Consider the following 22,337-nt stretch of genomic DNA (forward strand, 5'->3'; position numbering starts at 1 on the left):
TCGACATCGCTCATGCAAGCGGTAAATAGTATCGTTTAAAATGAATGACTTATCGACAGTTGTGACAATGTGAAAATCAACATCACTGCCCAGAATAAAATTACCAAACTGTCATAAAACTATGGAAGAGACAGCCTATATCGCTCGCGCGCACACTTCGATTTACCCTCTTCCAGAGCGATCAATGTCCAACTTTATCCGCGTCCGCGCCGGGCTGCTTCGGGAAACGCATCCCGGTGAGCGTCGCGTTGCGTTGACGCCGGAGGACGTGCGGCGGCTTTCCAAGCGTGTGTCGGTTCGTTTCGAGCGCGGTTGCGGTGTCGGCGCGGGCCACGTTGATGAGGCCTATGTCGTCGCCGGCGGCGAACCGGCCGAGTTCGCTGATATGGTGCCCTCCTCGGACATTTTCGTGAGCGTGCGGCAGCCGGCAACCACGCGGGTATTTCCAGCGACCGCGACCCTCGTTTTCCTTGGTTCGCACGCACCCCTGGCCACCCGTCTTCCCAGCGGACCGCGACCGCTCCACCTCGACATCGCCCGCCTCTCCTGTGTGCAGGGGGTCAAGGGCGCAGACATCTCATCGAGACAAGCGGCAATCACCGGCCACGCCGCCGTCCTAGAGGCCGCCAGGCAGTTCGGCATTTCGCACCCAATGTTGATGGTGGACGGCAGCTTCGTGCGGCCGGTGAGAATGGCTGCCTTGGGCGGCGATGCTGCAAGCCTGCAGGCATTGGCGACCGCCCGTCGCCTCGGCGCACTGACTCATGGCTTTGGCCTTGCCAAGGATTCGCAGGACAAGATCGAACGGCTCGGGGCCAGATTTCTCGGCACGACCCTAGCTCCGATGCCCTTCCCCCGCGCATTGCCGGAGCAACAACTGGCACGGCTTCGCCGAGAGCTTTCGGATCCCCTCTCGAAGATGCAATTGATCACCACAAACGCCGTGATACCCGGTCAAACTGCCCCTCTCCTCCTCGACGAAGACATGCTTTCGCGGCTGAGTCCAGGAACGGTCATTGTCGACCTTGCCGCAGAAAACGGCGGAAATTGCGCCCTGACGCGAGCCGACGAAGTCATCAACGTCTTCGGCGTGCGGATCATCGGCTCCACGACACTTGCGAGCCACGAGGCTGCCGAAGCGAGCCGGCATTTCAGTGAGGGTGTGAGAAACCTGCTGGAACACCTGATCGACACGGATGGTGTTCTTAGGCTCGATCCATCCGATCCCACCGCTGCCGCGCTGCTGAAAGAAGTGGCCAAAACGACGCGCGCGTCATCGTGATTCAGGCCCAGCGTTGACAAAAGGATGAGCCGCAGGGCGATACAAATGCTGCAATGCAACAATATTATCCGATGGCATCCATATCAAAAACCCTTTAAATACCAAACTGTTACAGGTTGAATTGGCAACCCTCTTCTTGCGCAGAAAGCGACAGTTGCGATTGCGCAACACGCCGATTTTGCTTTGCAGCAAAACCCAATTTTTGACTGTATCTATTATTGATACATTTAATGGGAAATGTAATTTGGCGCTGCGGACGTACCGCGTTTCCCGCAAGGGCTTGTACGAAACAATTTGGGGTAGGTAGAGCCGGTTTCGGCAGTGATGACCTGTGCCCAATCGACAAAAGATTGGACTGAGAATGAACATTAAGATGATCCTTATGAGCTCGGCGGCGGCCCTGGCTGCCTTTACGAGCGCCCAGGCTGCTGACGCCATCGTTGCTGCTGAGCCGGAACCAGTTGAATACGTCCGCGTTTGCGACGCTTACGGCAGCGGCTACTTCTACATCCCGGGCACCGAAACCTGCCTGAAGATCAGCGGTTACATCCGTTTCCAGGTTAACGCCGGCCCGAATGCCAGCGCAACCACTGGCAACGGTACCTATGTTGCGAATGACTCTGACTGGGACGCCTACACCCGTGGTCAGGTCCAGTTCACCGCCAAGAGCGACACCGAATACGGCCCGCTCACCGGTGTTATCGTCCTGCAGACGAATGCCGACAACTCTAAGTCGCAGGCATCTTTGCTTGACTCCGCTTACATCGACATCGCTGGCTTCCGCGCCGGTCTGTTCTACAGCTGGTGGGACGATGGTCTCTCGGGCGAAACGGACGACATCGGCAGCAAGGTCACGCTGCACAACTCCATCCGTTATCAGTACGAAGCTGAAAACTTCTACGCTGGCATCAGCGTTGACGAGCTGGAAGACGGCTACTTCAGCGCCGGTGAAAACCCCAATAACGTCGGCGTAGCAGTCGGTATCGGCGGCAAGGCTGGCATCTTCAGCTACCAGATCACGGCCGGCTACGACACCGATAACGAAGAAGGTGCCGTTCGCGCCATGGGTACCGTTGCCGTCGGCCCGGGCACCCTCGGCCTCGCAGCGATCTACTCCAGCGGCCCGAACTCCTACTATCAGAGCGCCGAATGGGTTGTCGCGGCTGAGTACGCCATCAAGGCGACCGACAAGCTGAAGATCACGCCGGCCGCTCAGTACTACGGCAACTACGGCATCGTCGCGGGCGACTTCGACGACAACAACGACGCCTGGAAGGTCGGTGTCACGGTTGATTATCAGATCGTCGACAACCTCTACGCCAAGGCAACCGTCAATTACTTCGACTCGGACAAGGCTGACGACGTCACGACGGGCTTCTTCCGCCTCCAGCGCGCATTCTAACTGAAAAAGCGGCGCCGCGTTTCCGCCTCTCTCCGTTGCTAAAGTCACAGGGAAAGGCGGCGCGGCGCTTTAAGAGTTTCTGATCAGATTGACCTCCGATCAGTTAGGAGGGGTGGCACGGGTTCCCTGCCCGGCCGCCCCTTTCCAGTTTGAGGATGAAATTATTCGGCGGGGTGGCGATCGCGCACGAGGCTAGCATCCGCCGAGTGCTGATGTCCGGCAGATTTCTCGGCCTCGAGCCGACGCAGCTCCGCCACACTGTCCTCGATGGTCACCGAACCAAGCATGTCGACGACAGCCTGCTCCGCTCGATCACACAGAAACTCCGAAAGGTCGCCGATATTCTCACCCACGAGTCCCTCATGCGGAATATCGTGCCGAGTCGCCCAGATCTTCTTGTCACCGGTCACGGCGGCATAGATCTGGCTGAGCAAAATCTGGTCACGTGGTCGTGCCAAACGAATGCCCCCCTTGCCGCCCTGGGAGGTAGCAAGAATTCCGTTCTCATTGAGCGGAAGCAACAGCTTGCGGACAAAGCTTGCACTTGTATCGAGCCCTTGTGCAAGTGATTGGCTCGTGGTGCGGAGATTGGCCTCTTCATTGACGGCAACGCTAATGACAATCTGTAAAGCGGTCGAAAAGCGCGTGTCGATCATGCTGAGCTGAGGCCTTGCGTCGGAAGCCGGAGAGCACAGATATTTACCGCTAAAACTCATTGTCAAGAACGCGTGGTTGAAATCACGGCAACTTGACTAAAGCCTCGACAGGCGCGTGTACGACCACCGTACGATGTGTACTGCGAAATGAGCCAAAAGCCGGGCCGCGGGGGCCGCACCCTTCAGACTCCTCCCGAGGTCCCATCACGTGATTTCGATTTTACGCCGAGACGTACCTGCAATACGCTTCGCCCCGCTAGAAATTTCAACCGGGGAGAGTCGCCATGAGACGCAGGTTTGCCTATATCGCGGCCGCTTTGGCCTTTTCAGCGGTCGGGGTCCATGCTCAGGACACCGCCATGAGTTTCTTCGTGACCAGTGTAAATCCAGGCAAGGGTGGCGATCTGGGTGGTCTCGCCGGTGCGGACGCCTATTGCAACACGCTTGCCACGGCCGCTGGCTCGACGGGCAAGACCTGGAAAGCCTATCTTTCCACCGACGCCGAAAATGCAAAGGACCGCATTGGCTCTGGGCCCTGGTATAACGCCAAAGGCGAAAAGATCGCCGACGACGTGGCCTCTCTGCACAGCGACAAGAACAACCTGACCAAGCAGACCGCGCTCAATGAGAAGGGCGAAATCATCAACGGCCGAGGCGACACGCCGAACCGGCACGACATGCTCACCGGTTCGAAAGCCGATGGCACTGCGGCGCCGGAGACATGCGGCAACTGGACGATGGGCGGCGCTAAAGGTGTCGCGATCGTCGGCCACAGCGACCGAACAGGCCTTGATGACTCCGCCCAAGCGAAGTCGTGGAACTCCTCGCACCCGACACGCGGCGGCTGCACCGTCAAAGCCTTCAATGGGACTGGTGGCGACGGCCTGTTCTACTGCTTCGCAGCGAATTGATCGCATAGAGGACAGCGCATTCAAGGCTCGTAGTCTGGGACGATGCCGTGCTCTAAAGCCAGCCGATACGCCGAAGCACCCAGAGCGTCGCAACGGATGTGATCGTCACGAATACGACAATGATGATGAAAGCCCAGGTGTCGTTGACCCCCGGGATGCCTCCGACATTCATTCCGAACAAGCCGGCCACGACACTCGGAGGCAGTAGCAACGCCGCCAGCGCCGCCAGCCGGTTGGAATTGCGCGCGATGCGCTCGCTGATCACCGTCGAAAGGTCGTCGTGCAGAATACCCGTACGGTCGCGGATGGCATCGAGGTACTCGATGAAGCGCATCAGCTTGTCGATCACCTCGCGCATCCGCAGCTTGTCGCGCTCCAGCAGCCATGGCGCATCATCATGCTCGATGCGGTTCAACGCATCGCGCTGCGGCGCCAGATAGCGGCGAAGCTGGACGGAACGCCGACGCAGCAGCTTGAGGCGTTCGCGCACTTGGCCTGCCTCGCCGTGAAAGATCATCTCGTCAAGCTCGTCCACCTCCTCGTCCATGGAGTCGAGCACTGGCTCCAGGTCGCGCACAAGCTTGTCGCCGATCAACGCCAGCAGGTCACCAGTGCGTAGCGGGCCCTTGCCTTTCTGGAGCGCCTGGCGAATGTCGCGAAGGGCGGTAATGTAGTGACCGCTGTCCCGCAGCGAAATCACCTTGTTCGCATCTACCCACATATGGAGCGGCACGAGATCGATGTCGGTCTGCTTTTCCGACGCTTCGTCCGGCGCAGTCGCACAGACGCCGCGAAGGATGATCAGCAGGCCATCGTTGACTGGCTCGACGCGAGGCCGTGTTTCCTCTTCGAGAAGAGCTTCGGTCACGAAGCTATCGAGACCGCTTTCCCGGTTGACCCAATTGGCCGCCGCCGCATGGTCGCGCTCGAGGTGCAGCCAGATGATCCCATCTTCCGGCTTCCACATTTGCGCCCGGGCAATGTCCAACTGCGTGCAGCCGCCACACCCGTCCAAGAGCAAGGCGAAGCGTAATCCCGGCTCCGCGCCATAGGTCAGCTTAGAGGTAACTGCCGTCTCCATCGCGCCCCGCATATAGCTAGAGGGAACCAAAAAATGCAGCCGACACAAAAGCTTGGCACCGGAGATTCTAGCAGGTCGCGATTAAGGCGCAAGACCGGCGGAATCGGCACCGGGATTCGGCAGCCACCGGCTTCGGTGCTTAAAATAGGTCGCCTTCCTCTGCCAAGGCGATTTCAACGCCGGTCATATTAGCGTATTATTCCAGTGCAACCGTGCGGGCCGATCCATGAAGGAGGGCCAGATTGATCACGACAACCACCGACGACCGCAACTGGTCACAAGGCTTCAGCGCATCTCACGCAGGTGCGGCTCCACGCAACGTTCGTGATCTCACCAGCCATGCCGATATTGTCGTGCTGCTGCCCGATCCAGCCTCGGCACAAACCTGCCTCGATCTGGCCGACGACGCGGCCGATGCCGTGCAGGACAACATTGCCGCCGTGCACATCGGTGCCGATCCGCTGTCGATGCTCGTATCCGCCGAGGAAATCGAACTGCAAATGATGCGCGACCTGGAGGAAGGTTCGACGCACGAGCGGTACGAACACGTCAGGCAGCTGTTCGAGGAGTGGAAATTGCATGCGCCTCACCGGCAAGACTTGATGCTCGGCGATTGCCAGGGCGATCTGCGCCGCTGTGTCAGCACTGTCTGCCGGAATGCATCGCTTGTCGTAACGCCCTACAGAGGCAATCTCGACGCTCGTGATGCCTTTCACGATGTCCTCTTTCATGAAGGCAAGCTGGTGCTGGTCCCCCCAGCCAGTGGCTATCGGGGGCACCTGCTGGACCACGTCCTCGTTGGCTGGAAGCCGCATGACCACGCACGACGGACAATGGTCGCCGCAAGGCCCTGGCTTGCCGCCACCAAGCGCATCACGGTGCTCTGCGTCGATGACAAACCGAACAGGCACTACGAGAAGTCGGCCAGGGAAATCTGCCATCAGCTGGGGCTGGATGCCGAGATTGTCGTTACCTCGTCATCGGGCCGCTCGGTCGGCAACACCATCCTCGACTTTGGCGCGTCGACGAACGCCACCTGCATTCTGATCGGTGCGTTCAAGCACGGTTATCTGCTCGAGCTGCTTCTCGGCCGCGTCACCTATCGCCTGCTGTCCCATGCCACTATTCCTCTACTTATGAGCCATTGATGGAGCCGACTAGACCGGCGCTTGATCGACGCCGCGCGCGACAAGGCGCGGAACGCTTCATGCGGGTCAAACCGCCTGTTCACGCAGACAGCTAGGAGGCGAGTATGTCCCGAATGTTCAATGAAAATTTGCGTTCACGGATCATGACGGCCGAGGACGCGGCATCGCTGATAACCAGCGGCTCGACGGTGGGGATGAGCGGCTTTACCGGATCGGGTTATCCGAAATCAGTACCGCTTGCACTTGCGGCCAAGATCGAAGCAGAGCATGCGGCGGGCAATCCTTTCCATCTTCGTGTCTGGACCGGCGCCTCCACCGGTCCCGAACTCGACGGCGCGCTCGCCCGAGTGAACGGCATCGAGTTTCGACTGCCCTACAACTCTGATCCATACGCCCGCGAAAAGATCAACCGAGGCGAAATGGAATACTTCGATATGCATCTTTCTCAGGTCGCGCCGATGGCCTGGCAGGGCTTTCTCGGCCCCCTTGATACCGCGATTGTCGAAGTCTCCGGCATTCGCGCCGATGGCTCGCTTATTCCGTCCTCCTCGGTCGGCAACAACAAGACCTGGCTCGACCGCGCAGAGAAGGTCATACTCGAGGTCAATCGTTGGCAGAGTCCGGCGCTCGAAGGCATGCACGACATCTATTATGGCACGGCACTGCCGCCGCACCGGGTCCCGATACCGTTGGTTCGGCCGGATGACCGGATCGGCGAAACGGCGTTCCGCTGCGATCCCGACAAGATCGTCGCTATTGTCGAGACCGATGCGCCGGATCGCAACTTGCCCTTTACGCCGCCGGACGACGCCGCCAAGGCCATTGCCGGCCACCTGCTGGAATTCTTCGGTCACGAAGTTGCCAAGGGGCGTTTGCAGGCTTCGCTTCTGCCAATCCAGTCCGGCGTCGGCAATATCGCCAATGCCGTGCTGACTGGCTTGATCGACAGCCCTTTCGAGAACATGACGGCATTTACCGAGGTCATCCAGGACGGCATGCTCGACCTGCTCGATGCCGGTAAGCTCAGGATGGCTTCCGCGACCGCCTTCTCACTCAGCCCGGAGGCGGCACGTCGTCTTAACGAGAACATGCCAACCTATCGTGGCAGGATGGTGCTGCGGCCGCAGGAGATCAGCAATCATCCCGAACTGATCCGCCGTCTTGGCTGTCTTGCGATGAATGGCCTGATCGAGGCTGATATCTACGGCAATGTTAACTCGACCCACATCATGGGCTCGCGCATCCAGAACGGTATCGGCGGCTCCGGGGATTTTGCGCGCAATGCCTATATCTCCATTTTCATGACTCCATCGACTGCCAAGGGCGGCAAGATTTCTGCGATTGTGCCGCAGGCAAGTCGTGTCGATCACATCAACCAGGACGTCCAGGTGCTGGTGACGGAACAGGGCCTTGCGGATCTGCGCGGGCTTTCGCCGAAGCAACGCGCGCGGACGATCATCGACAACTGTTCCCATCCCACCTACCGGCCCGCTCTTCTTGACTATTTCGAGCGCGCGCTTGCTGGCTCTTACGGTTTACAAACCCCAACCTTGCCGAAGGAAGCCTTGTCGTGGCACCAGCGCTTTATCGATACCGGCTCGATGTTGTGACGGAGCCAGGTTGCCATCCAAGCCATTGTTGTACGCTGGTGGCCGCTGTCTGCGCAAAGCCGTCAGTTGCCAATGATCGCCCCAAGCGGACGCGTTCCGTTCCGCGATGGGTGTTGCCGTTGAATCGGGTGTTGGCAGGAGAGAATTCGCCGGCCGCCCTTTATGAAGCGATCGACGCCGTAAGGTCTGATTTCTCCTCGGTCCGGAGGTTGCCGCATTCGTGCTGACTGACGATGTTGTGTGAAAGATCGCCGGATCCTCGGCGGTCAGACCGTTGCGAGACTGCAGAACTGACTATACGTTTCGTCATCCAACCTCGACGGGAGCGGAAAATGCAAATTGATCTTACTGGTAAGAGGGCGCTGGTCACAGGATCAACGGAAGGCATCGGCTACGCAATTGCCCGCCAGCTTTCAAGGGCTGGAGCAGATGTCGTTGTCAACGGCCGGTCCGAAGACAAAACCGCAAAGGCCGCCGCACGGCTCAAGAGCGAAGGTCCCGGTGGCAAAGTCAAGTCTGCTGCCGCCGACCTCTCAACCGCCGAGGGGTGTGCAGCGCTTGTCGCCCAAATTCCTCAGGTAGACATCCTGATTAACAACGCGGGCATCTTCCAGCCAATCGACTTTTTCGACGCCGAGGACGAGGTCTGGGATCGACACTGGCAGGTCAACGTCATGTCCACCGTCAGGCTCTCCCGCGCCTATCTCCCAGGCATGCAGAAGTTAAACTGGGGCCGCGTGATATTCCTGGCCTCCGAATCCGGTTTCAACATTCCAGTCGAGATGATCCACTATGGCGTCAGCAAGACCGCCGACATCGCGGTTGCCCGTGGTCTCGCCAAGCGCATGGCCGGCACGGGCATCACAGTGAACTCCGTCCTCCCTGGGCCCACGCTTTCCGAAGGCGTAGAAACGATGCTTGCCGAAGAGCAAGCTAGAACCGGACTGCCGCTGGAGGAGGTCGCTGCCGCCTTCGTCAAGCAGCATCGCAGCAGCTCGATCATTCAACGTGCCGCCACCGTCGAGGAAGTCGCCAACTTGGTGACCTATCTTGCGTCGCCGTTCGCTTCCGCGACCACGGGCGCGTCCGTTCGCGTGGACGGTGGGGTCATCGACACTCTCTGACAGCAGACTTATGCCGGGTTCGACCGGCCTGGAGCCACTACTCGGTCTCACGCCGGTGAACCGCGACTCCATGGTCGTTGATCTCTGCGTGCCGCGCCTCCGATGGCTGCCTCGTGGCAGCCGGCAGAGCGCAGAGCAGGACGCAAAGGCGCGGGAACTCGTCCCGCGCGATGGCGACGGGCGCTAAGCGTTCTGCTCTGACCCCTTGGGCAGGTTCGCCCATCCGAGTGCGTGGTAGAGGATAATCGCTCCGATCGTCGCGGTACCAATTCCGTCAAGCGTAAATCCCCCGACCGCGAGCTTGAAGTTGCCAGCACCCAGCACAAGCGCGACGCCAACCGTGATGAGGTTGCGCGGCTCGGCGAAGTCGACCTTGTTCTCGACCCATATGCGGCCTGCAGTCGCCGCGATGAGACCAAAAACGACGATCGAAAGCCCGCCGATAACAGGTCCGGGGATCGTCTGGATAAGGGCGCCGAATTTCGGCGAGAACCCGAGCAGGATGGCGACCGCGGCCGCAACGAGGAAGACGAGCGTGGAGAAGATGCGCGTTACCGCCATCACCCCCATGTTTTCGGCATAGGTCGTCATGCCGGTACCGCCGAAGGCGCCCGAAACCATGGTCGCGATACCGTCGCCGATGAAGGCACGGCCGAGATAGGGGTCGAGATTGCGCCCCGTCATTGCTCCGATTGCTTTGATGTGCCCAAGATTTTCGGCAATGAGGATAACGACGACTGGGGCGATCAACGTGATCGCGGAGCCGGAAAAGACCGGCGCCGTGAAGTGAGGCCAACCGAACCAAGGGGCCGCCGCGACGCCGGAAAAATTGATCGGCGCGCCGTGGCCCAAACCGTTCGCGACAAAGAGATAGGCGAGATAGGCGAGCGCACCGCCGAGAAGGATCGGCAGGCGGCGGGCAATGCCCGGCGCGTAGACCGCGACCAGGCCGACGGCGGCGAACGTCAGAATTGCGACCCAGCGCGAGAGCTGGTCGCCCTCAGGGTTGGCAGGGCCAATGCCCGAGGCGCTGGATATGGCGATCGGCGCGAGCACAAGCCCGATTGCGGCGACGATTGCGCCGGTGAGGACTGGTGGCATTAGCCGTTCAATCCAGCGATGACCGGCGAGCGCGACCGCGACGCCGATCAGCGCATAAATCGCACCCGCGGCGATGATGCCACCGAGCGCCAGCGCGATGTTCGGGTTGGGCGCCCCGGCGACCGCCCCCGTCGCGGCAAGAACGGGACCGATGAAGGCGAAGGACGAGCCGAGATAGCTCGGTACGCGCCCGCCCACGGCGACAAAGAAAATCAACGTCGAAAGGCCGGAAAACAGGATCGAGACGTTGGCGTCGAAACCCATGATTATCGGAGCAAGCACCGTTGAGCCGAACATTGCCACGACATGCTGGAGGCCCAGCACCATCGTCTGCCCTGTGGGCAACCGCTCGTCGGGCAGAATGCGCCCCTCCGTCTTCAGCCGCCAACGCGGAAAATAGCCATTTGTGTCGCGCATCGCTCGCCCCGTTCCGTTCGATTTCGCCAAGCGACCTTGAAGAATTTTGAGATGGGTCGGAGGCGCTAAATAGAGTTATCGGTCATCCGAATACTCAACCGTCGCTAGGCTTAGACTTCTTGTACCGGCTTACCCGATGCTTCGATACTAATATCGGCCGCCGCTGTCATGGGGTCGGAACACTTTCCCACAACATCGACCCGCTGAATGATTCAGGCAAGGAATAAGCTGCGGACAATACCTGTCGGCCGAATGACCGCTTGCGGTGCATCCCGGCCGAAGCTGTCTTTTGGGCGAGCGTCGACCACCTGGCGGCAGAGCACTCACTCCGATGCCAGCACCGGATTGCCCGGTCGAAACTGTGTTTCGTAGAAGATCCGGACTGACAGGACTACCCCAGCAATAAGAATGGCGACTCCTGCGGTTTCTACAGCGCTCGGCCATCGCGCATGGACTGCCAGCCCGCCGATGACACCAAACGCGGTTTCCGAAACGATCAATTGCGCGGCCAGTGCGACAGGCAAGTTTCTTGAGGCAATGTTCCAGGCCCACACGCCGCATACCGTTGCCAGTAGTGCGAACGATGCGCCCCAAACATAGAGCGAGCCGGCGGCATGCCAGCCGAAGCCGAGCTTGGGAAGCTGGAAGAGACCCATTGCAGCTCCGGCCGGGTAGAAGGCAAGCATCAAGACGCCTCCACCGACGAGAATAAGAGCGGACCACACACCGGATGGCATGTCAGGCCGGGCGGCCAGTGCGGCCTGGTTGGAAATCGCGAACCAGACCCACAACGCGACCGCTGCAAGCGCCAATGGAACGCCGATCCAGACTGAACGGACAGAATCCAATCCTTCGGCCGTGAATACCGTACCATTGACCAACATTAGACCGACCAGGACCAACATGAGGGGCATCAGCAGAAACCGCCATGGCAATGATGCCTGCCTTTGATTGCCGATGACCATCAGAGCGATTGGAACCAGACCAAGAAAGGCGGGAGCAATCACTGGCCCCGCAAAAATGGCAGCTCCCGTTACCGTCAGGAAGTAACCGACATAGCCAATGAAGGAGAGCCAGATCGCGGAAAGCACGTTTCGGAGCGTGAGATATTGTACCGCCCCCTTATTCGAAAACAGAATGCACAAGCCGACCAATGCGGAGGCTACATGGCGGACAAGGGCAAAATCAAAGGTCGAATAGCCACCAATTATGAAGGGCACAACGAAGTTGAGCGAAAAGGCAAAAGCCGCGAAGAGGGCGGCAAGTACGCCTATGTAGAAGCCTTTTTCCATCGTCCTGCCCTCTGGTCTTCCAAACACCGGTACATCCTTGTCTGCTGCCCTGTCGACGATCTTCCAGACTGGAAATCGGCGTTGAGCAACCGCGCGTTTGCGCGCGCGTTGGACTTGCCCAACATCGCGTCGGATTAGAGCGGCCGAATGTATACGGTGTGTGTTTGTTGAGCGTCGATTTGTACCGGAATGTACCTTAGGTCGTGGGTGTCGAGGTGCCGACGCATTCCAGGACGAAGGGCAAATTGACTTATCTGGCGCGATCCGGACGTGATTGATCTTCTGCAGCCAGCCGGATTCGCCAAACGAACCTCGAAAGTTTTCCCGAGAGTCGATCGGGGCATGGGCTCTCAGCCCTGCCTTACCTTCTGCTCCAGGCCAAGAACGGCCGATAGTGTCGCTGGACTATAAGCAGAGTTCGATCGGGCTGGATGACATAGATCTCCTCGACCTCACGCCCCGTTTGATCCGTGAACGTATGGGGGAACGAAGAGCCGATCGGCGCCTTCGTCAGCTTCGTTCGAGGCTGGCCGCCATAGGTTATGCTGCCGGGAATAGGCGCATATCCTTCCCCCGAATAGGAAACCGACGTGACCGCGCAACCCGCAACAAGAACTGCCATCATCGCCGCCGCTACTATTTGGATCATCCTCAGGCCCCCAGGTTATAGGTAGATTCTCGCACATGTAGTCACCGCCGATCAATGGTGTACCTTATTTCTCGATGTGTTTGTCGCAGAAAGCGATCGGACGCTTGAGGCTGCCTAAGGGTGGAGCGATCCAGATTGTTTGCTCTGCTGCTCATAGGCGCAATGCGCCCCTCGCACCCAGAACCGCGGAAATGTTCGCCCTGGCGTGACCGTCATCTCAATGCGAACGGCGTGCCGCGAGCAGCTTGTCACCGGACAGCTGCCGGCCCAATGCCATCGGAATGAACAAAACGATTTCCATGACTTATCGGAGGAATTCAAGGTGTGGACATTGTATCGCAATGTATCCAAAGATCCGTTGGATACAGAGACATGCAAGCCCGCGGGCCGTAAACATACGGCGGATACATCAGGGGCGTCGCTAGCAGTGCAATAATGGAGATCGCGCGATGGAGCACATCGACCACATCCTGATCGTCGATGACGATCGCGAAATCAGGGAGCTCGTGTCGAGCTACCTGAAGAAAAACGGCCTGCGTGTCACCGCCGTCGCCGACGGCCGGCAGATGCGCGCATTCCTCGACGCGAACTCGGTCGATCTCATCATCCTCGATGTCATGATGCCCGGCGACGATGGCCTCGTTCTGAGCCGCGAGTTGCGGGCCGGACGACACAAGGCCGTTCCGATCGTCATGCTGACAGCGCGCACCGACGAGATGGATCGCATCATCGGCCTCGAGATGGGCGCAGACGACTACCTGGCCAAACCATTTTCGGCACGCGAATTGTTGGCGCGCATCAAGGCCGTGCTGCGGCGCACCCGCATGCTGCCGCCCAATCTGCAGGTGTCGGAAGCCGGCCAGCTGCTGAGCTTCGGCAAGTGGAAGCTCGATACGACGGCACGGCATCTTGTCGATTCCGATGGGACGGTCATCGCACTCAGCGGCGCCGAATATCGCCTGCTGCGCGTCTTTATCGACCACCCCCAACGGGTGCTGAACCGCGATCAGCTTCTCAACCTGACACAAGGCCGCGACGCCGAGCTTTTCGACCGTTCGATCGACCTTCTGGTCAGTCGTGTCCGCCAGCGGCTCGGCGACGATGCCCGCGAACCGACCTACATCAAGACCGTTCGCAGCGAAGGCTATGTCTTCTCCATGCCGATCGAGATCACCGAGGCCCGCTGATGGCGACGCACGCCCTTCTGAATGGATTTCGTCTGTGGCCGCGCACCCTCGGAGCGCGGCTATTTCTTATTCTGCTTGCGGGCCTGGCGGTCGCCCATGCCATGTCGTTCACCGTGCTGTTTTTCGAGCGCTACACGGCCGCCAGATCGGTGATGTTCAACACCCTCGAAAACGATGTTTCGACCTCGATCGCCATCCTCGATCGCCTCCCGCCAGACGAGCGCGCCGACTGGCTCGATCGCCTTGACCGGGGAAGCTACAGGTTTGTTCTGGGGCCGGGCCTGCCAGGAAAACCGGCGCTCGATGCACGCGGCACCGAATTTGCCGCCAAGGTACGGGCGGCGATCGGGCCGAAGTTTCCGATCACGGTCGAAACCATCCCCGGTCCGAATTTCCGCCTTCAGGCGCATCTCGCCCTCAGCGATGGAACGCCCCTGACGATAGACGTCAATCCCGCGGGCATCATGCCCCTCGCCGACTGGCTGCCCTATGTACTCGCCGCGCAACTGGCTTTGTTGGTCCTCTGCAGCTGGTTTGCCGTGCGTCAGGCCATTCGTCCTCTCGTCAATCTCGCAAAAGCGGCTGACACACTTGATCCGAACGTGAAGGCCCTTCGCCTGAGTGAGACGGGACCAAGCGAAGTCGCCTATGCCGCAACCGCCTTCAACGCAATGCGCGAGCGCATCGCTCAATATCTAGAGGAGCGCGTCCAGATACTTGCAGCCATATCGCATGATCTGCAGACGCCGATCACGCGCATGAAGCTCCGGGCAGAAATGGCCGAGGATTTCGGCGATCGGGACAAGTTGATGCAGGATCTCGGCGAGATCGAACGTCTCGTCAAGGAAGGCGTCGCCTATGCTCGTAGCGCCCACGGCAATGTCGAAAAACCTTCGCGCATCGACCTGTCCTCGTTCATCGAGAGCCTTGTCTACGACTACCAGGACACCGGCAAGGCCGTTGCTATCACGGAGATGAGCGGCGGCGCGATCATGACGCGGCCGCATGCCTTGAGGCGCGTTTTGACGAACCTCATCGACAATGCACTGAAGTTCGGCGGCAGCGCCGAGATCGAGGTGAAACGCCGCTCCGATGAGGGCATCGTGATCAGCGTGCTCGATCATGGCCCCGGCATTCCGGATGATCAGTTGGAAGCCGTCCTCAAGCCTTTCTTCCGGCTGGAACAGTCGCGCAATCGCGACACCGGCGGAACCGGACTTGGCCTTGCTATTGCCGTACAGCTGGCCGCGGCAATCGGTGGGTCGCTGACGCTGCGCAACCGCGACGGCGGTGGCCTCGTGGCGGAAATCGCCATCAACAAAACCGCGGCTTAACCCGCCGCCGGGCACACTCTCCAATAAAAAGAGCGGAAGCCGTGACGGCTGCCGCTCCTCAACATCACACACCCGATTTGACGGGGAGGACCTTTTTCTTATCTCGTCAGACGAGGTTTATGGTGACGTTGATATTGCCGCGTGTTGCCTTGGAATACGGGCAGGTCTGGTGTGCCGCGTCGACAATGGCCCGCGCAGTTTCCTGATCAATGCCCGGCAGGCTGACGTTGAGGCGTGCCTGAAGAGAGTAGCCGCCGGTGCTGCTGCAAAGGTCCACCTCGGTATCAACCGCAAGGTTGGCCGGAAGCGCGACCTTCAGGCTGCCGGCGGCAAAGCCCATTGCGCCAATGAAGCAGGCCGACCAGCCGGCGGCAAAAAGCTGCTCGGGGTTCGTCCCCTGCCCCGTGCTGCCCGGCGAGGACAGCTTGACGTCAAGGCGACCGTCGGAGCTGTGCGATGCTCCATCGCGGCCGCCGGTCGTGTGTGTCTTACCAGTGTAGATGACTTTCTGGTTCTCACTCATACTGTTCTTCCTTTCGACGAAATGGACGCCGCCGAGGCCCGATTGCCTCGCTTGCGGTCGAACACAGATGGCGCTCCGCACGTGTCTGGAATGTTTCGCCGTCACGCTGAAATGTAACCAACTCCCCCACAGACGTGGGGCCGATACACTGCGATACGAACCGCAGGCGAACGGCCGATATCTCAACCAATTGCCGGACGCAGATTGCGACTGATGAGATCGCTCACACGCGTACCCATGAAAAAACCCGGCGTGAACGCCGAAAACGCTCTCCGCCAGGTTCAGAATTCCAAAGGCCAAACCGGAAAAGCCGCGGCTATCCACCGGTAGAGCGATCAGAACCGGTCGACGTCGACCACAGCCTGTGCAAAGGCTTGAGGCGCTTCTTGCGGCAGATTGTGACCAATGCCGCCGGTGATCAGCCGATGCTCATACTTGCCCGAGAACTTCTTGGCATAGGCCTCCGGCTGCGGATGAGGCGCACCATTGGCGTCACCTTCTAACGTAATTGTCGGCACGCCGATAACCGGGAACTTGGCAAGCTGTGCTTCGAACTTGTCATACTTCCGCTCGCCCTTGGCCGCACTGATACGCCAGCGGTAGTTGTGAATGGTGATATCGACGTGATCGGGATTTTCAAAGGCGGCGGCGCTGCGGTTGAAGGTCGCGTCGTCGAAATTCCACTTGGGGGACGCGAGTTGCCAGATGAGCTTGGCAAACTCGTTCCGGTATTGCTCATAGCCTTTGCGACCGCGTTCGGTCGCGAAGTAGAACTGATACCACCAGGCGAGCTCCGCCTTCGGCGGTAGCGGCGCCTTGTTGGCTTCCTGGCTGCCAATGAGGTAACCGCTGACGGAAACCAGGGCCTTGCAGCGCTGCGGCCAAAGGGCCGCGATGATGTCGGCCGTCCGAGCGCCCCAATCGCAACCGGCGATCAGCGCCTTCTCGATCTTCAGGGCATCCATGAACGCCACGATATCGGCAGCAATCGCAGCCTGCTGACCGTTGCGCATCGTCTTGTCGGAGAGGAAACGCGTAGTGCCGTAGCCACGCAGATAAGGCACGATAACGCGATAGCCGGCGGCGGCCAGCAGCGGCGCGACGTCGACATAGGTGTGGATGTCATAGGGCCAGCCATGCAGGAGAATGACCGGAGGCGCGTCGCTCGCTCCAAGTTCGGCGTAGCCGACGTTAAGCACGCCTGCATCGATCTGCTTGATTGTGCCGAACGACGTGTTGGTGCCTGGCGCGATGGCAGGAATGCGGGCAGCAGCCGGCGTCGCCGCCTGGGCAAGGCTCGTCCCGATGCCCCCTAATTGTGCGGCTGCGACGGTCAGTGCCGCCACGCCCATGAACCGCCGCCGTTGTTGGTTGACTTCCTCTGCCATCGCTACTCTCCAGACTGTGTTAAAGACACCGATATTAAGCATGATCGATGTGTATCGTTTGTGTGTCCGCTGGCTGGAATTGAAACCCAATGTAGATACGTTTGTTGAGAGATACATTGGTATACATTGCACTGCTTTTGTCCGCTCACAGCACAACCTACAACAACTCACGCGCGCGAAAATCAGCAAGGCCGGGCCAACGCGTGACCCGACCTCGAGGGCTGAAGCACCCAGCGGTTGAATATCGTAGATTCCCTGTGCGGACGACCCGATGTGGCGACAATCAAGCGGCGCGCGGCATTCGGCCGCACTGCGAGCCATCAAGGCTAAGAATCCGGCAGCGGTACTGGTTGAACCGCAAGGATCTCAGCTTCGGGGCGCCGGACCATTGTCGGCAAAAGCGGGGATCTCTCGAAGCCTGGCGACAACCGCTGCAATTCGGGGCCACTGGTCGAGCGGAAGCCCAGCCCGCTCCGCATTGATCGCCTGTGGGAAGAGGCAGATGTCGGCCATCGACGGCACATCGCCGGCCACATACTGACCTGTCTGCCGCCGCGCGAGCAATTCTTCCACTGCCGTCAGGCCGACACGGATCCAGTGGCGGCTCCATTCCGCGATATCCGCGGCCTTGACGCCGATCGTTCCCAGGTGCGCGGTCACCCGGGGCGGAAGGAGCGGATGGATATCCGCGGCGATCGCCAGGGCGACGGTCCGCGCAAAGGCGCGATCTTCAAGCTTGCCGGGCAGGAGTGGAGGTTCGGGGTAACGCTCGTCGAGATATTCGATGATGGCGAGAGACTGCGTCAGCAATACGCCTTCATCCGTCAGCAAAGCCGGAACGAGCCCCTGCGGATTGAGTTGCAGATATTCCGGCTTCCGGTTGAGTGCATCCGGCCCAAGAATTCCGATCGCCTCGCGCTCGACGTCCAGACCCTTCAGCGCAAGTGCGATCCTGACACGGGACGCAGCCGACGAGATCTTGTCCTGGAAGAGTTTCATTGTGGATTTCCTCAATAATTCGCGTGTTGGAGCAATAGGTTATCAGACGTCACGAAGGAAGCCTTCGCCATCTGCGCGGGCTCCTTCGAGCCGGCATCCGCCGCCGGCGACAACAGCGAGAACAGTGCCGCGATCGGGGGCGGCTCGCCCGGAGCGCTATCCCAGGCGCATGGCACAGCTGCCAACGCAAGCACAGCATAAGTGATGACCAGAATGCGCATTTTCTTTCTCCTCGATTGCTCGGTCTGTTCGGGCCAGCGGCCGAAAAACTCAGATTGCTCGTCAGCGGGTTGAATTCAGCGTGACGGCAGCGCGTATCGTGAATGTGTTCGAATGTGCTGAGAACTGTACCTCTGTGTAAGGCTCGGGATCGGGCGGAACCCGATCCGATCTGTATTGACCATTCCTGGCCACTCGCCGCGTCGCTGCGGCTAGCGTCAGCGTGCCTGGTCCGCGACGAGCACTGGTCGCTCGCGATACTGCTCCGGGAAAAGCCGCTTCAGAGCTTCGATCTTCGGCTGCTCGTAGATGTAGACATAGGGCTGGCTGGGATTGTTGTAGACGTAGTCCTGATGATAGGCCTCGGCGCGATAGAACGTTTTCCCAACTTCGATCGACGTCGCAATCGGGCGACCGAACGCGCCTTCCTTGCCGAGTTGCGCGATGTAGTCGGAGGCGGCCTTGGCCTGCTCGTCGTTCAGCGGGAAGATCGCCGACCTATATTGCTTGCCGACGTCAGGGCCTTGCTGATCCACCTGTGTCGGATCGTGAACCACAGAGAAGAAGATCTGCAGCAACTGGCCGTAGGTGACTTGCTTCGGATTGTAGACGATCTCCACGGCTTCAGCATGACCGGTCTGCCCTGTCTCGGTCATCTCGTAGGTCGCGGTCGAGGCACTTCCGCCGGCATACCCCGCCGTGGCACTCACGACGCCGGCAACGTGCTGAAACGCACCTTGGACGCCCCAGAAGCAACCGCCGGCAAGCACCAGCGATTGCTTTCCGGGCGTCGCTGTCACGTCATGCAGAGCCGGAGGAACGTGCTTGGCTTCCTCGGGCTTCGATCCGCCATTCAAACTCAGCGCCACGCCGCCGCCACCGATCACCGCCAGCGCCACGAGGCCGAGGCGTGCAATGGCGCGGAATGAGGCCGAAGGGTCTTTCCGTCGATTTTTCATTGTTCTGTCCTTTCATCCGAAGGTAAAGACGAAAGCCTCGACACCAGGATCGAGGAAGCGGATCTCGAACGTCCGTTCCCGAACCTCTCCCGATTGTCTCACCAGTTGATAGAGCCGGGTTTCCGAAACGGTACCGTTTCCCTCAGCGTCGATATCCGAACCGTGGTCCGCGCCGGGCGCCACGCCATCCACCTTCACCTGAAAGCGGATCTTCTTGCCGTCAGCGCCTGGCCCAAGCACGAGGTGCAAATCCCGTGCGCTGAACCGATAGGTGATGCCGCCGCCGGCCTGATCCAGCGAGGCCTGCTCACCGCCCACGGTCCACTTGCCTGTCAGACCCCATTCGTTGAGATCGGGCTTTCCCACCGTATAGTCGCGTGCAACGTCTGCTCCGACGCCTTCCGGTGAAATGAAGTTGGCGGCGCGGAGGTAGCCGATATAGGATTCGCCGGATTGCAGCTGCGCGAGGTCGGGCGCCGCCTCGGCGCCCTTGGCATCGAGCGTGACGGTAGCTGCGTCGACCTTCTTGCTTCCACCGGCTTCCGCCAGCAAGTCCTGGATCACCCGTTCGGACTGTTCGTAGTCTCCCTCGCCGAACTGGGTGTGCCGGATCTGGCCCTTGGCATCGATGAAGTAGTGGGCGGGCCAGTAGTTGTTGCCGAATGACCGCCAGATCTTGAAGTCGTTGTCGATCGCAACGGGATAGCCAATCTGGAACTTGTCGATCGCCTGACGGACGTTATCAACACGCTTCTCGAAGGCAAATTCGGGCGAATGGACTCCGATCACGACGAGGCCCTGATCCCGGTACTTCTCTGCCCAGGCCCGAACGTAGGGGATCGTCCGGATGCAGTTGATGCAGGAGTACGTCCAGAAATCGACCAGAACGACCTTGCCGCGCAATTCTTCAGCCGTAAGCGGCTTCGAATTCAACCATTCCACGGCACCGTCAAGCGACACGAAGCGGCCGAGCACAGGCAGGTCGCTTTGGTATCCCTTGCGCGCATCGTTCGCGGCGAACTGCATCGCACTGCCCGACGGCTTTCCGGCCGTATCGCTTGCGTTATGCAGCCTGTCGAGCAACGACTGCTCGATGCGGGTACTGCTCGCATAGGAAAGGCGCGACAACAGGCCGGTATCGAGCCCGAGCGCAATTGCCGTGACACCGGCCAGCACGGCGATGCCAAGCGCCTGCCGCAGACGTTCCCCAATGCCGAGCGATCGCTTCATCGCGGCAAAGACCTTCTCCCCGGCAAGGACAGCCATTGCGAGCGAGGTAGCAGCACCCGCGGCGTAGGCCGTCAGCAGGAGCGTCGTCTGAACGTTTGCTCCTTGCAGTGCGGCGCCAGTCAGGACGAGCCCGAGGATCGGACCGGCGCAGGGCGCCCAGAGAAGGCCGGTCGCGACGCCGAGAAGGAAGGACGTGCCCACGCTCCCCTTCTTGCCGCTCGCCTGCTGTGACAGGCGGCTGCCCAGGGCCACCGCCGGCCGCGTTACCACCGCGGCGATACGCGGCGAAAGCAGTGTCACGCCAAAGCCGGCGATCAGGGCGACGGCAGCGTATCGACCGATTTCGTTGGCATGCACAGCCCAGCTTCCGCCGACCGCAGCAAGCGTTGCCACGCCGGCGAAGGTCACGATCATACCGAGTAACATCGGCAGGATGCTTCGTGTAAACGGCTGACCTGCCCGCGACAGGACGAATGGCAGGACCGGGAGAATGCAAGGGCTGACGATGGTCAGCGCCCCTGCGAGATAAGCAATCAGGAATAGGATCATGTCGTCATCCCCTGCAGTTGACCGATGCTCACACACTGGTCGTTGATGGTGCCTGCATAGGACCGGTCCGAAGTATCCCGGATGTGTCGCATTCCCCCCGAATTGTATCAGAATGCAAGCGACCTCAGCAGCCGCCGATCAACGGCGAAAGCCGCCCAACTTGGCCCGCGCCAATTGCCAAATGGCGGTAGTCACTTCCCGCTGCCAATCTCCTTGCGCCACTTGGATTGGTATACGTGCCAGAAGCCTGTTGCTCCCGGCCCATACGTATTTACTTCCCACCGACTTCGGGTGAATACTCGCCGCCGAACAATCACTATTCCGCGAGGCGGCAGAATGGATCGCATCGACGCAATGAAGGTGTTTGTGACGGCAATTGACGAGGGCAGTCTCGCCGGAGCCGCCCGTAATCTCAAACGATCGCCAACGGCAGTCAGCCGCGCTCTGAGCTTCCTGGAGGCACATGTCGGTGTCGAACTGCTCCACCGGACGACCCGGACGCTGAAGCTGAGCGAGGCAGGTCAACGGTATGCGGCGGCCTGTCGGCGTGTGCTGGTGGATCTCGAGGAAGCCGACATGCTTGCCGGCGGCGAGCGCGCGGCACCGCGCGGAACGCTGACAATTTCGGCGCCGCCGATCCTGGGAGAAGAGGTGTTGCGCCCCATAGTGGACGACTTCCTCGAACTTCACCCGACGGTCTCTGTCCGGTTTCTTATGCTGGATCGGTTGGTGAACCTCGTTGATGAGGGCGTCGACCTTACCGTGCGCATCGGTCACCTGCCGGACTCCTCGCATGTCTCCACCCGTCTCGGTGGCGACGTGCGACGCGTCGTCGTCGCCTCCCCTCGCTATCTGGCCAACCATCCTCGTATCGTCGAACCCGCCGACCTGGCGAAACATCAGATTGTCGCGTTCAGCAACTTCGGCCTGGATTCCTGGAGCTTCACGCCGGCGAAGGGCTCGTCCATTCCGCGCACGGTTCACTTCACACCGCGCTGCATCGTCAACAGCGTTCGGGCAGCAGCGGCATCCGCTGCTGCAGGCGGCGGCTTGACGAGGCTCTACTCCTACCATGTGGCATCTTATGTGCGCGATGAACGCCTGAAGATCGTGCTCGCCGACGCCGAACACCCGCCACTTCCGGTGCACCTGCTCGCGCCGCAGGGCCGGATGTCGGTGCCGAAGGTTCGCGCCTTTGTCGATTTCGCGACACCTCGCCTCCGTTCCGAATTCGCGAATATGGCAGCGGCAGCAGGCACTCTCGCCTGATTATGCC

The 22,337-nt window shown here is 60.1% G+C and carries 21 protein-coding genes; 10 read left to right on the plus strand and 11 right to left on the minus strand.

Features of this window, described 5'->3' with window-relative positions; all coding sequences use genetic code 11:
- The first annotated feature begins 184 nt into the window (after positions 1-184).
- Both RHIBUN_RS0114150 and RHIBUN_RS0114155 read left to right on the plus strand, forming a co-directional pair.
- On the plus strand, positions 185-1,282 hold the full coding sequence (locus RHIBUN_RS0114150; protein WP_025660033.1) for an NAD/NADP transhydrogenase subunit alpha: 1,098 nt from the start codon (positions 185-187) through the stop codon (positions 1,280-1,282).
- Positions 1,283-1,643: 361 nt separating this feature from the next.
- Entirely contained in the window at positions 1,644-2,684 is a 1,041-nt protein-coding gene (locus RHIBUN_RS0114155) for a porin (protein ID WP_025660034.1), read from the plus strand.
- Between the two features lie 161 nt (positions 2,685-2,845).
- On the opposite strand, the gene RHIBUN_RS0114160 is transcribed toward RHIBUN_RS0114155, so the two are convergent.
- Entirely contained in the window at positions 2,846-3,340 is a 495-nt protein-coding gene (locus tag RHIBUN_RS0114160; RefSeq protein ID WP_018117220.1) for an Rrf2 family transcriptional regulator, read from the minus strand.
- Between the two features lie 284 nt (positions 3,341-3,624).
- Here RHIBUN_RS0114160 and RHIBUN_RS0114165 point away from each other — a divergent pair, with 284 nt between their 5' ends.
- Complete coding sequence (locus RHIBUN_RS0114165) at positions 3,625-4,251, plus strand: hypothetical protein (RefSeq protein WP_025660035.1); 627 nt, start codon at positions 3,625-3,627, stop codon at positions 4,249-4,251.
- Positions 4,252-4,303: 52 nt separating this feature from the next.
- On the opposite strand, the gene RHIBUN_RS0114170 is transcribed toward RHIBUN_RS0114165, so the two are convergent.
- Positions 4,304-5,332 (minus strand): CorA family divalent cation transporter, encoded by a 1,029-nt coding sequence (locus RHIBUN_RS0114170; RefSeq protein ID WP_025660036.1) that lies wholly within the window; start codon positions 5,330-5,332, stop codon positions 4,304-4,306.
- A 242-nt stretch (positions 5,333-5,574) separates the two neighbouring features.
- Here RHIBUN_RS0114170 and RHIBUN_RS0114175 point away from each other — a divergent pair, with 242 nt between their 5' ends.
- The 4 genes from RHIBUN_RS0114175 (at position 5,575) to RHIBUN_RS37105 (ending at position 9,401) form a co-directional block, all read left to right on the plus strand.
- A complete protein-coding gene (locus RHIBUN_RS0114175; RefSeq protein WP_025660037.1) occupies positions 5,575-6,480 on the plus strand; it encodes a universal stress protein in 906 nt (301 codons plus the stop codon).
- Positions 6,481-6,584: 104 nt separating this feature from the next.
- Entirely contained in the window at positions 6,585-8,090 is a 1,506-nt protein-coding gene (locus RHIBUN_RS0114180; RefSeq protein WP_025660038.1) for an acetyl-CoA hydrolase/transferase family protein, read from the plus strand.
- A gap of 332 nt (positions 8,091-8,422) precedes the next feature.
- A complete protein-coding gene (locus RHIBUN_RS0114185) occupies positions 8,423-9,214 on the plus strand; it encodes an SDR family oxidoreductase (protein WP_018857314.1) in 792 nt (263 codons plus the stop codon).
- Between the two features lie 10 nt (positions 9,215-9,224).
- Positions 9,225-9,401: a hypothetical protein gene (locus RHIBUN_RS37105; RefSeq protein ID WP_156932703.1), complete on the plus strand. Its 177-nt coding sequence runs from the start codon at positions 9,225-9,227 to the stop codon at positions 9,399-9,401.
- Here RHIBUN_RS37105 and RHIBUN_RS0114195 read toward each other — a convergent pair.
- From RHIBUN_RS0114195 to RHIBUN_RS37325, 3 genes are all read right to left on the minus strand, one after another.
- Positions 9,398-10,732 (minus strand): solute carrier family 23 protein, encoded by a 1,335-nt coding sequence (locus RHIBUN_RS0114195; protein WP_025660039.1) that lies wholly within the window; start codon positions 10,730-10,732, stop codon positions 9,398-9,400. The genes RHIBUN_RS37105 and RHIBUN_RS0114195 overlap by 4 nt on opposite strands.
- Before the next feature lie 323 nt (positions 10,733-11,055).
- Positions 11,056-12,024: a DMT family transporter gene (locus RHIBUN_RS0114200; RefSeq protein WP_025660040.1), complete on the minus strand. Its 969-nt coding sequence runs from the start codon at positions 12,022-12,024 to the stop codon at positions 11,056-11,058.
- 361 nt (positions 12,025-12,385) lie between these two features.
- Positions 12,386-12,673, minus strand: coding sequence for a hypothetical protein (locus RHIBUN_RS37325; RefSeq protein WP_018117211.1), 288 nt, complete (start codon positions 12,671-12,673; stop codon positions 12,386-12,388).
- A 449-nt stretch (positions 12,674-13,122) separates the two neighbouring features.
- Here RHIBUN_RS37325 and RHIBUN_RS0114215 point away from each other — a divergent pair, with 449 nt between their 5' ends.
- Both RHIBUN_RS0114215 and RHIBUN_RS0114220 read left to right on the plus strand, forming a co-directional pair.
- Positions 13,123-13,860: a response regulator gene (locus RHIBUN_RS0114215; protein ID WP_018117210.1), complete on the plus strand. Its 738-nt coding sequence runs from the start codon at positions 13,123-13,125 to the stop codon at positions 13,858-13,860.
- Positions 13,860-15,194: a HAMP domain-containing sensor histidine kinase gene (locus RHIBUN_RS0114220; RefSeq protein WP_025660041.1), complete on the plus strand. Its 1,335-nt coding sequence runs from the start codon at positions 13,860-13,862 to the stop codon at positions 15,192-15,194. Before RHIBUN_RS0114215 ends, RHIBUN_RS0114220 begins: the two co-directional genes overlap by 1 nt.
- 106 nt (positions 15,195-15,300) lie before the next feature.
- Here RHIBUN_RS0114220 and RHIBUN_RS0114225 read toward each other — a convergent pair whose 3' ends face one another.
- The 6 genes from RHIBUN_RS0114225 to RHIBUN_RS0114250 form a co-directional block, all read right to left on the minus strand.
- Entirely contained in the window at positions 15,301-15,717 is a 417-nt protein-coding gene (locus RHIBUN_RS0114225) for an Ohr family peroxiredoxin (protein WP_018117208.1), read from the minus strand.
- 335 nt (positions 15,718-16,052) lie between these two features.
- Complete coding sequence (locus RHIBUN_RS0114230; RefSeq protein WP_025660042.1) at positions 16,053-17,105, minus strand: alpha/beta hydrolase; 1,053 nt, start codon at positions 17,103-17,105, stop codon at positions 16,053-16,055.
- 366 nt (positions 17,106-17,471) lie between these two features.
- The gene (gene maiA / locus RHIBUN_RS0114235; RefSeq protein WP_025660043.1) at positions 17,472-18,104 is read right to left on the minus strand and encodes a maleylacetoacetate isomerase; all 633 of its coding nucleotides are present in this window, start codon (positions 18,102-18,104) and stop codon (positions 17,472-17,474) included.
- Between the two features lie 11 nt (positions 18,105-18,115).
- A complete protein-coding gene (locus RHIBUN_RS0114240) occupies positions 18,116-18,325 on the minus strand; it encodes a hypothetical protein (RefSeq protein ID WP_025660044.1) in 210 nt (69 codons plus the stop codon).
- Between the two features lie 216 nt (positions 18,326-18,541).
- The gene (msrA, locus tag RHIBUN_RS0114245) at positions 18,542-19,282 is read right to left on the minus strand and encodes a peptide-methionine (S)-S-oxide reductase MsrA (protein WP_025660045.1); all 741 of its coding nucleotides are present in this window, start codon (positions 19,280-19,282) and stop codon (positions 18,542-18,544) included.
- Between the two features lie 12 nt (positions 19,283-19,294).
- Complete coding sequence (locus tag RHIBUN_RS0114250; protein ID WP_025660046.1) at positions 19,295-21,061, minus strand: cytochrome c biogenesis protein DipZ; 1,767 nt, start codon at positions 21,059-21,061, stop codon at positions 19,295-19,297.
- Between the two features lie 336 nt (positions 21,062-21,397).
- Between RHIBUN_RS0114250 and RHIBUN_RS0114255 the strand changes: the two genes are divergently transcribed.
- Positions 21,398-22,330, plus strand: a complete 933-nt coding sequence (locus RHIBUN_RS0114255; RefSeq protein ID WP_018117202.1) for a LysR family transcriptional regulator — start codon at positions 21,398-21,400, stop codon at positions 22,328-22,330.
- Positions 22,331-22,337 lie beyond the last annotated feature (7 nt).

It is taken from the genome of Rhizobium sp. IBUN, assembly GCF_000510625.1.
In the GTDB taxonomy this organism is placed as follows: Bacteria; Pseudomonadota; Alphaproteobacteria; order Rhizobiales; family Rhizobiaceae; genus Rhizobium; species Rhizobium altiplani.

What these genes read in the sequence shown, in the direction of transcription:
- RHIBUN_RS0114150 (WP_025660033.1), top strand. Translation starts at nt 185, where the DNA reads ATGTCCAACTTTATCCGCGTCCGCGCCGGGCTGCTTCGGGAAACGCAT.
- RHIBUN_RS0114155 (WP_025660034.1), top strand. Translation starts at nt 1,644, where the DNA reads ATGAACATTAAGATGATCCTTATGAGCTCGGCGGCGGCCCTGGCTGCC.
- RHIBUN_RS0114160 (WP_018117220.1), bottom strand. Translation starts at nt 3,340, where the DNA reads ATGATCGACACGCGCTTTTCGACCGCTTTACAGATTGTCATTAGCGTT.
- RHIBUN_RS0114165 (WP_025660035.1), top strand. Translation starts at nt 3,625, where the DNA reads ATGAGACGCAGGTTTGCCTATATCGCGGCCGCTTTGGCCTTTTCAGCG.
- RHIBUN_RS0114170 (WP_025660036.1), bottom strand. Translation starts at nt 5,332, where the DNA reads ATGGAGACGGCAGTTACCTCTAAGCTGACCTATGGCGCGGAGCCGGGA.
- RHIBUN_RS0114180 (WP_025660038.1), top strand. Translation starts at nt 6,585, where the DNA reads ATGTCCCGAATGTTCAATGAAAATTTGCGTTCACGGATCATGACGGCC.
- RHIBUN_RS0114185 (WP_018857314.1), top strand. Translation starts at nt 8,423, where the DNA reads ATGCAAATTGATCTTACTGGTAAGAGGGCGCTGGTCACAGGATCAACG.
- RHIBUN_RS37105 (WP_156932703.1), top strand. Translation starts at nt 9,225, where the DNA reads ATGCCGGGTTCGACCGGCCTGGAGCCACTACTCGGTCTCACGCCGGTG.
- RHIBUN_RS0114195 (WP_025660039.1), bottom strand. Translation starts at nt 10,732, where the DNA reads ATGCGCGACACAAATGGCTATTTTCCGCGTTGGCGGCTGAAGACGGAG.
- RHIBUN_RS0114200 (WP_025660040.1), bottom strand. Translation starts at nt 12,024, where the DNA reads ATGGAAAAAGGCTTCTACATAGGCGTACTTGCCGCCCTCTTCGCGGCT.
- RHIBUN_RS37325 (WP_018117211.1), bottom strand. Translation starts at nt 12,673, where the DNA reads ATGATCCAAATAGTAGCGGCGGCGATGATGGCAGTTCTTGTTGCGGGT.
- RHIBUN_RS0114215 (WP_018117210.1), top strand. Translation starts at nt 13,123, where the DNA reads ATGGAGCACATCGACCACATCCTGATCGTCGATGACGATCGCGAAATC.
- RHIBUN_RS0114220 (WP_025660041.1), top strand. Translation starts at nt 13,860, where the DNA reads ATGGCGACGCACGCCCTTCTGAATGGATTTCGTCTGTGGCCGCGCACC.
- RHIBUN_RS0114225 (WP_018117208.1), bottom strand. Translation starts at nt 15,717, where the DNA reads ATGAGTGAGAACCAGAAAGTCATCTACACTGGTAAGACACACACGACC.
- RHIBUN_RS0114230 (WP_025660042.1), bottom strand. Translation starts at nt 17,105, where the DNA reads ATGGCAGAGGAAGTCAACCAACAACGGCGGCGGTTCATGGGCGTGGCG.
- maiA (WP_025660043.1), bottom strand. Translation starts at nt 18,104, where the DNA reads ATGAAACTCTTCCAGGACAAGATCTCGTCGGCTGCGTCCCGTGTCAGG.
- RHIBUN_RS0114240 (WP_025660044.1), bottom strand. Translation starts at nt 18,325, where the DNA reads ATGCGCATTCTGGTCATCACTTATGCTGTGCTTGCGTTGGCAGCTGTG.
- msrA (WP_025660045.1), bottom strand. Translation starts at nt 19,282, where the DNA reads ATGAAAAATCGACGGAAAGACCCTTCGGCCTCATTCCGCGCCATTGCA.
- RHIBUN_RS0114250 (WP_025660046.1), bottom strand. Translation starts at nt 21,061, where the DNA reads ATGATCCTATTCCTGATTGCTTATCTCGCAGGGGCGCTGACCATCGTC.
- RHIBUN_RS0114255 (WP_018117202.1), top strand. Translation starts at nt 21,398, where the DNA reads ATGGATCGCATCGACGCAATGAAGGTGTTTGTGACGGCAATTGACGAG.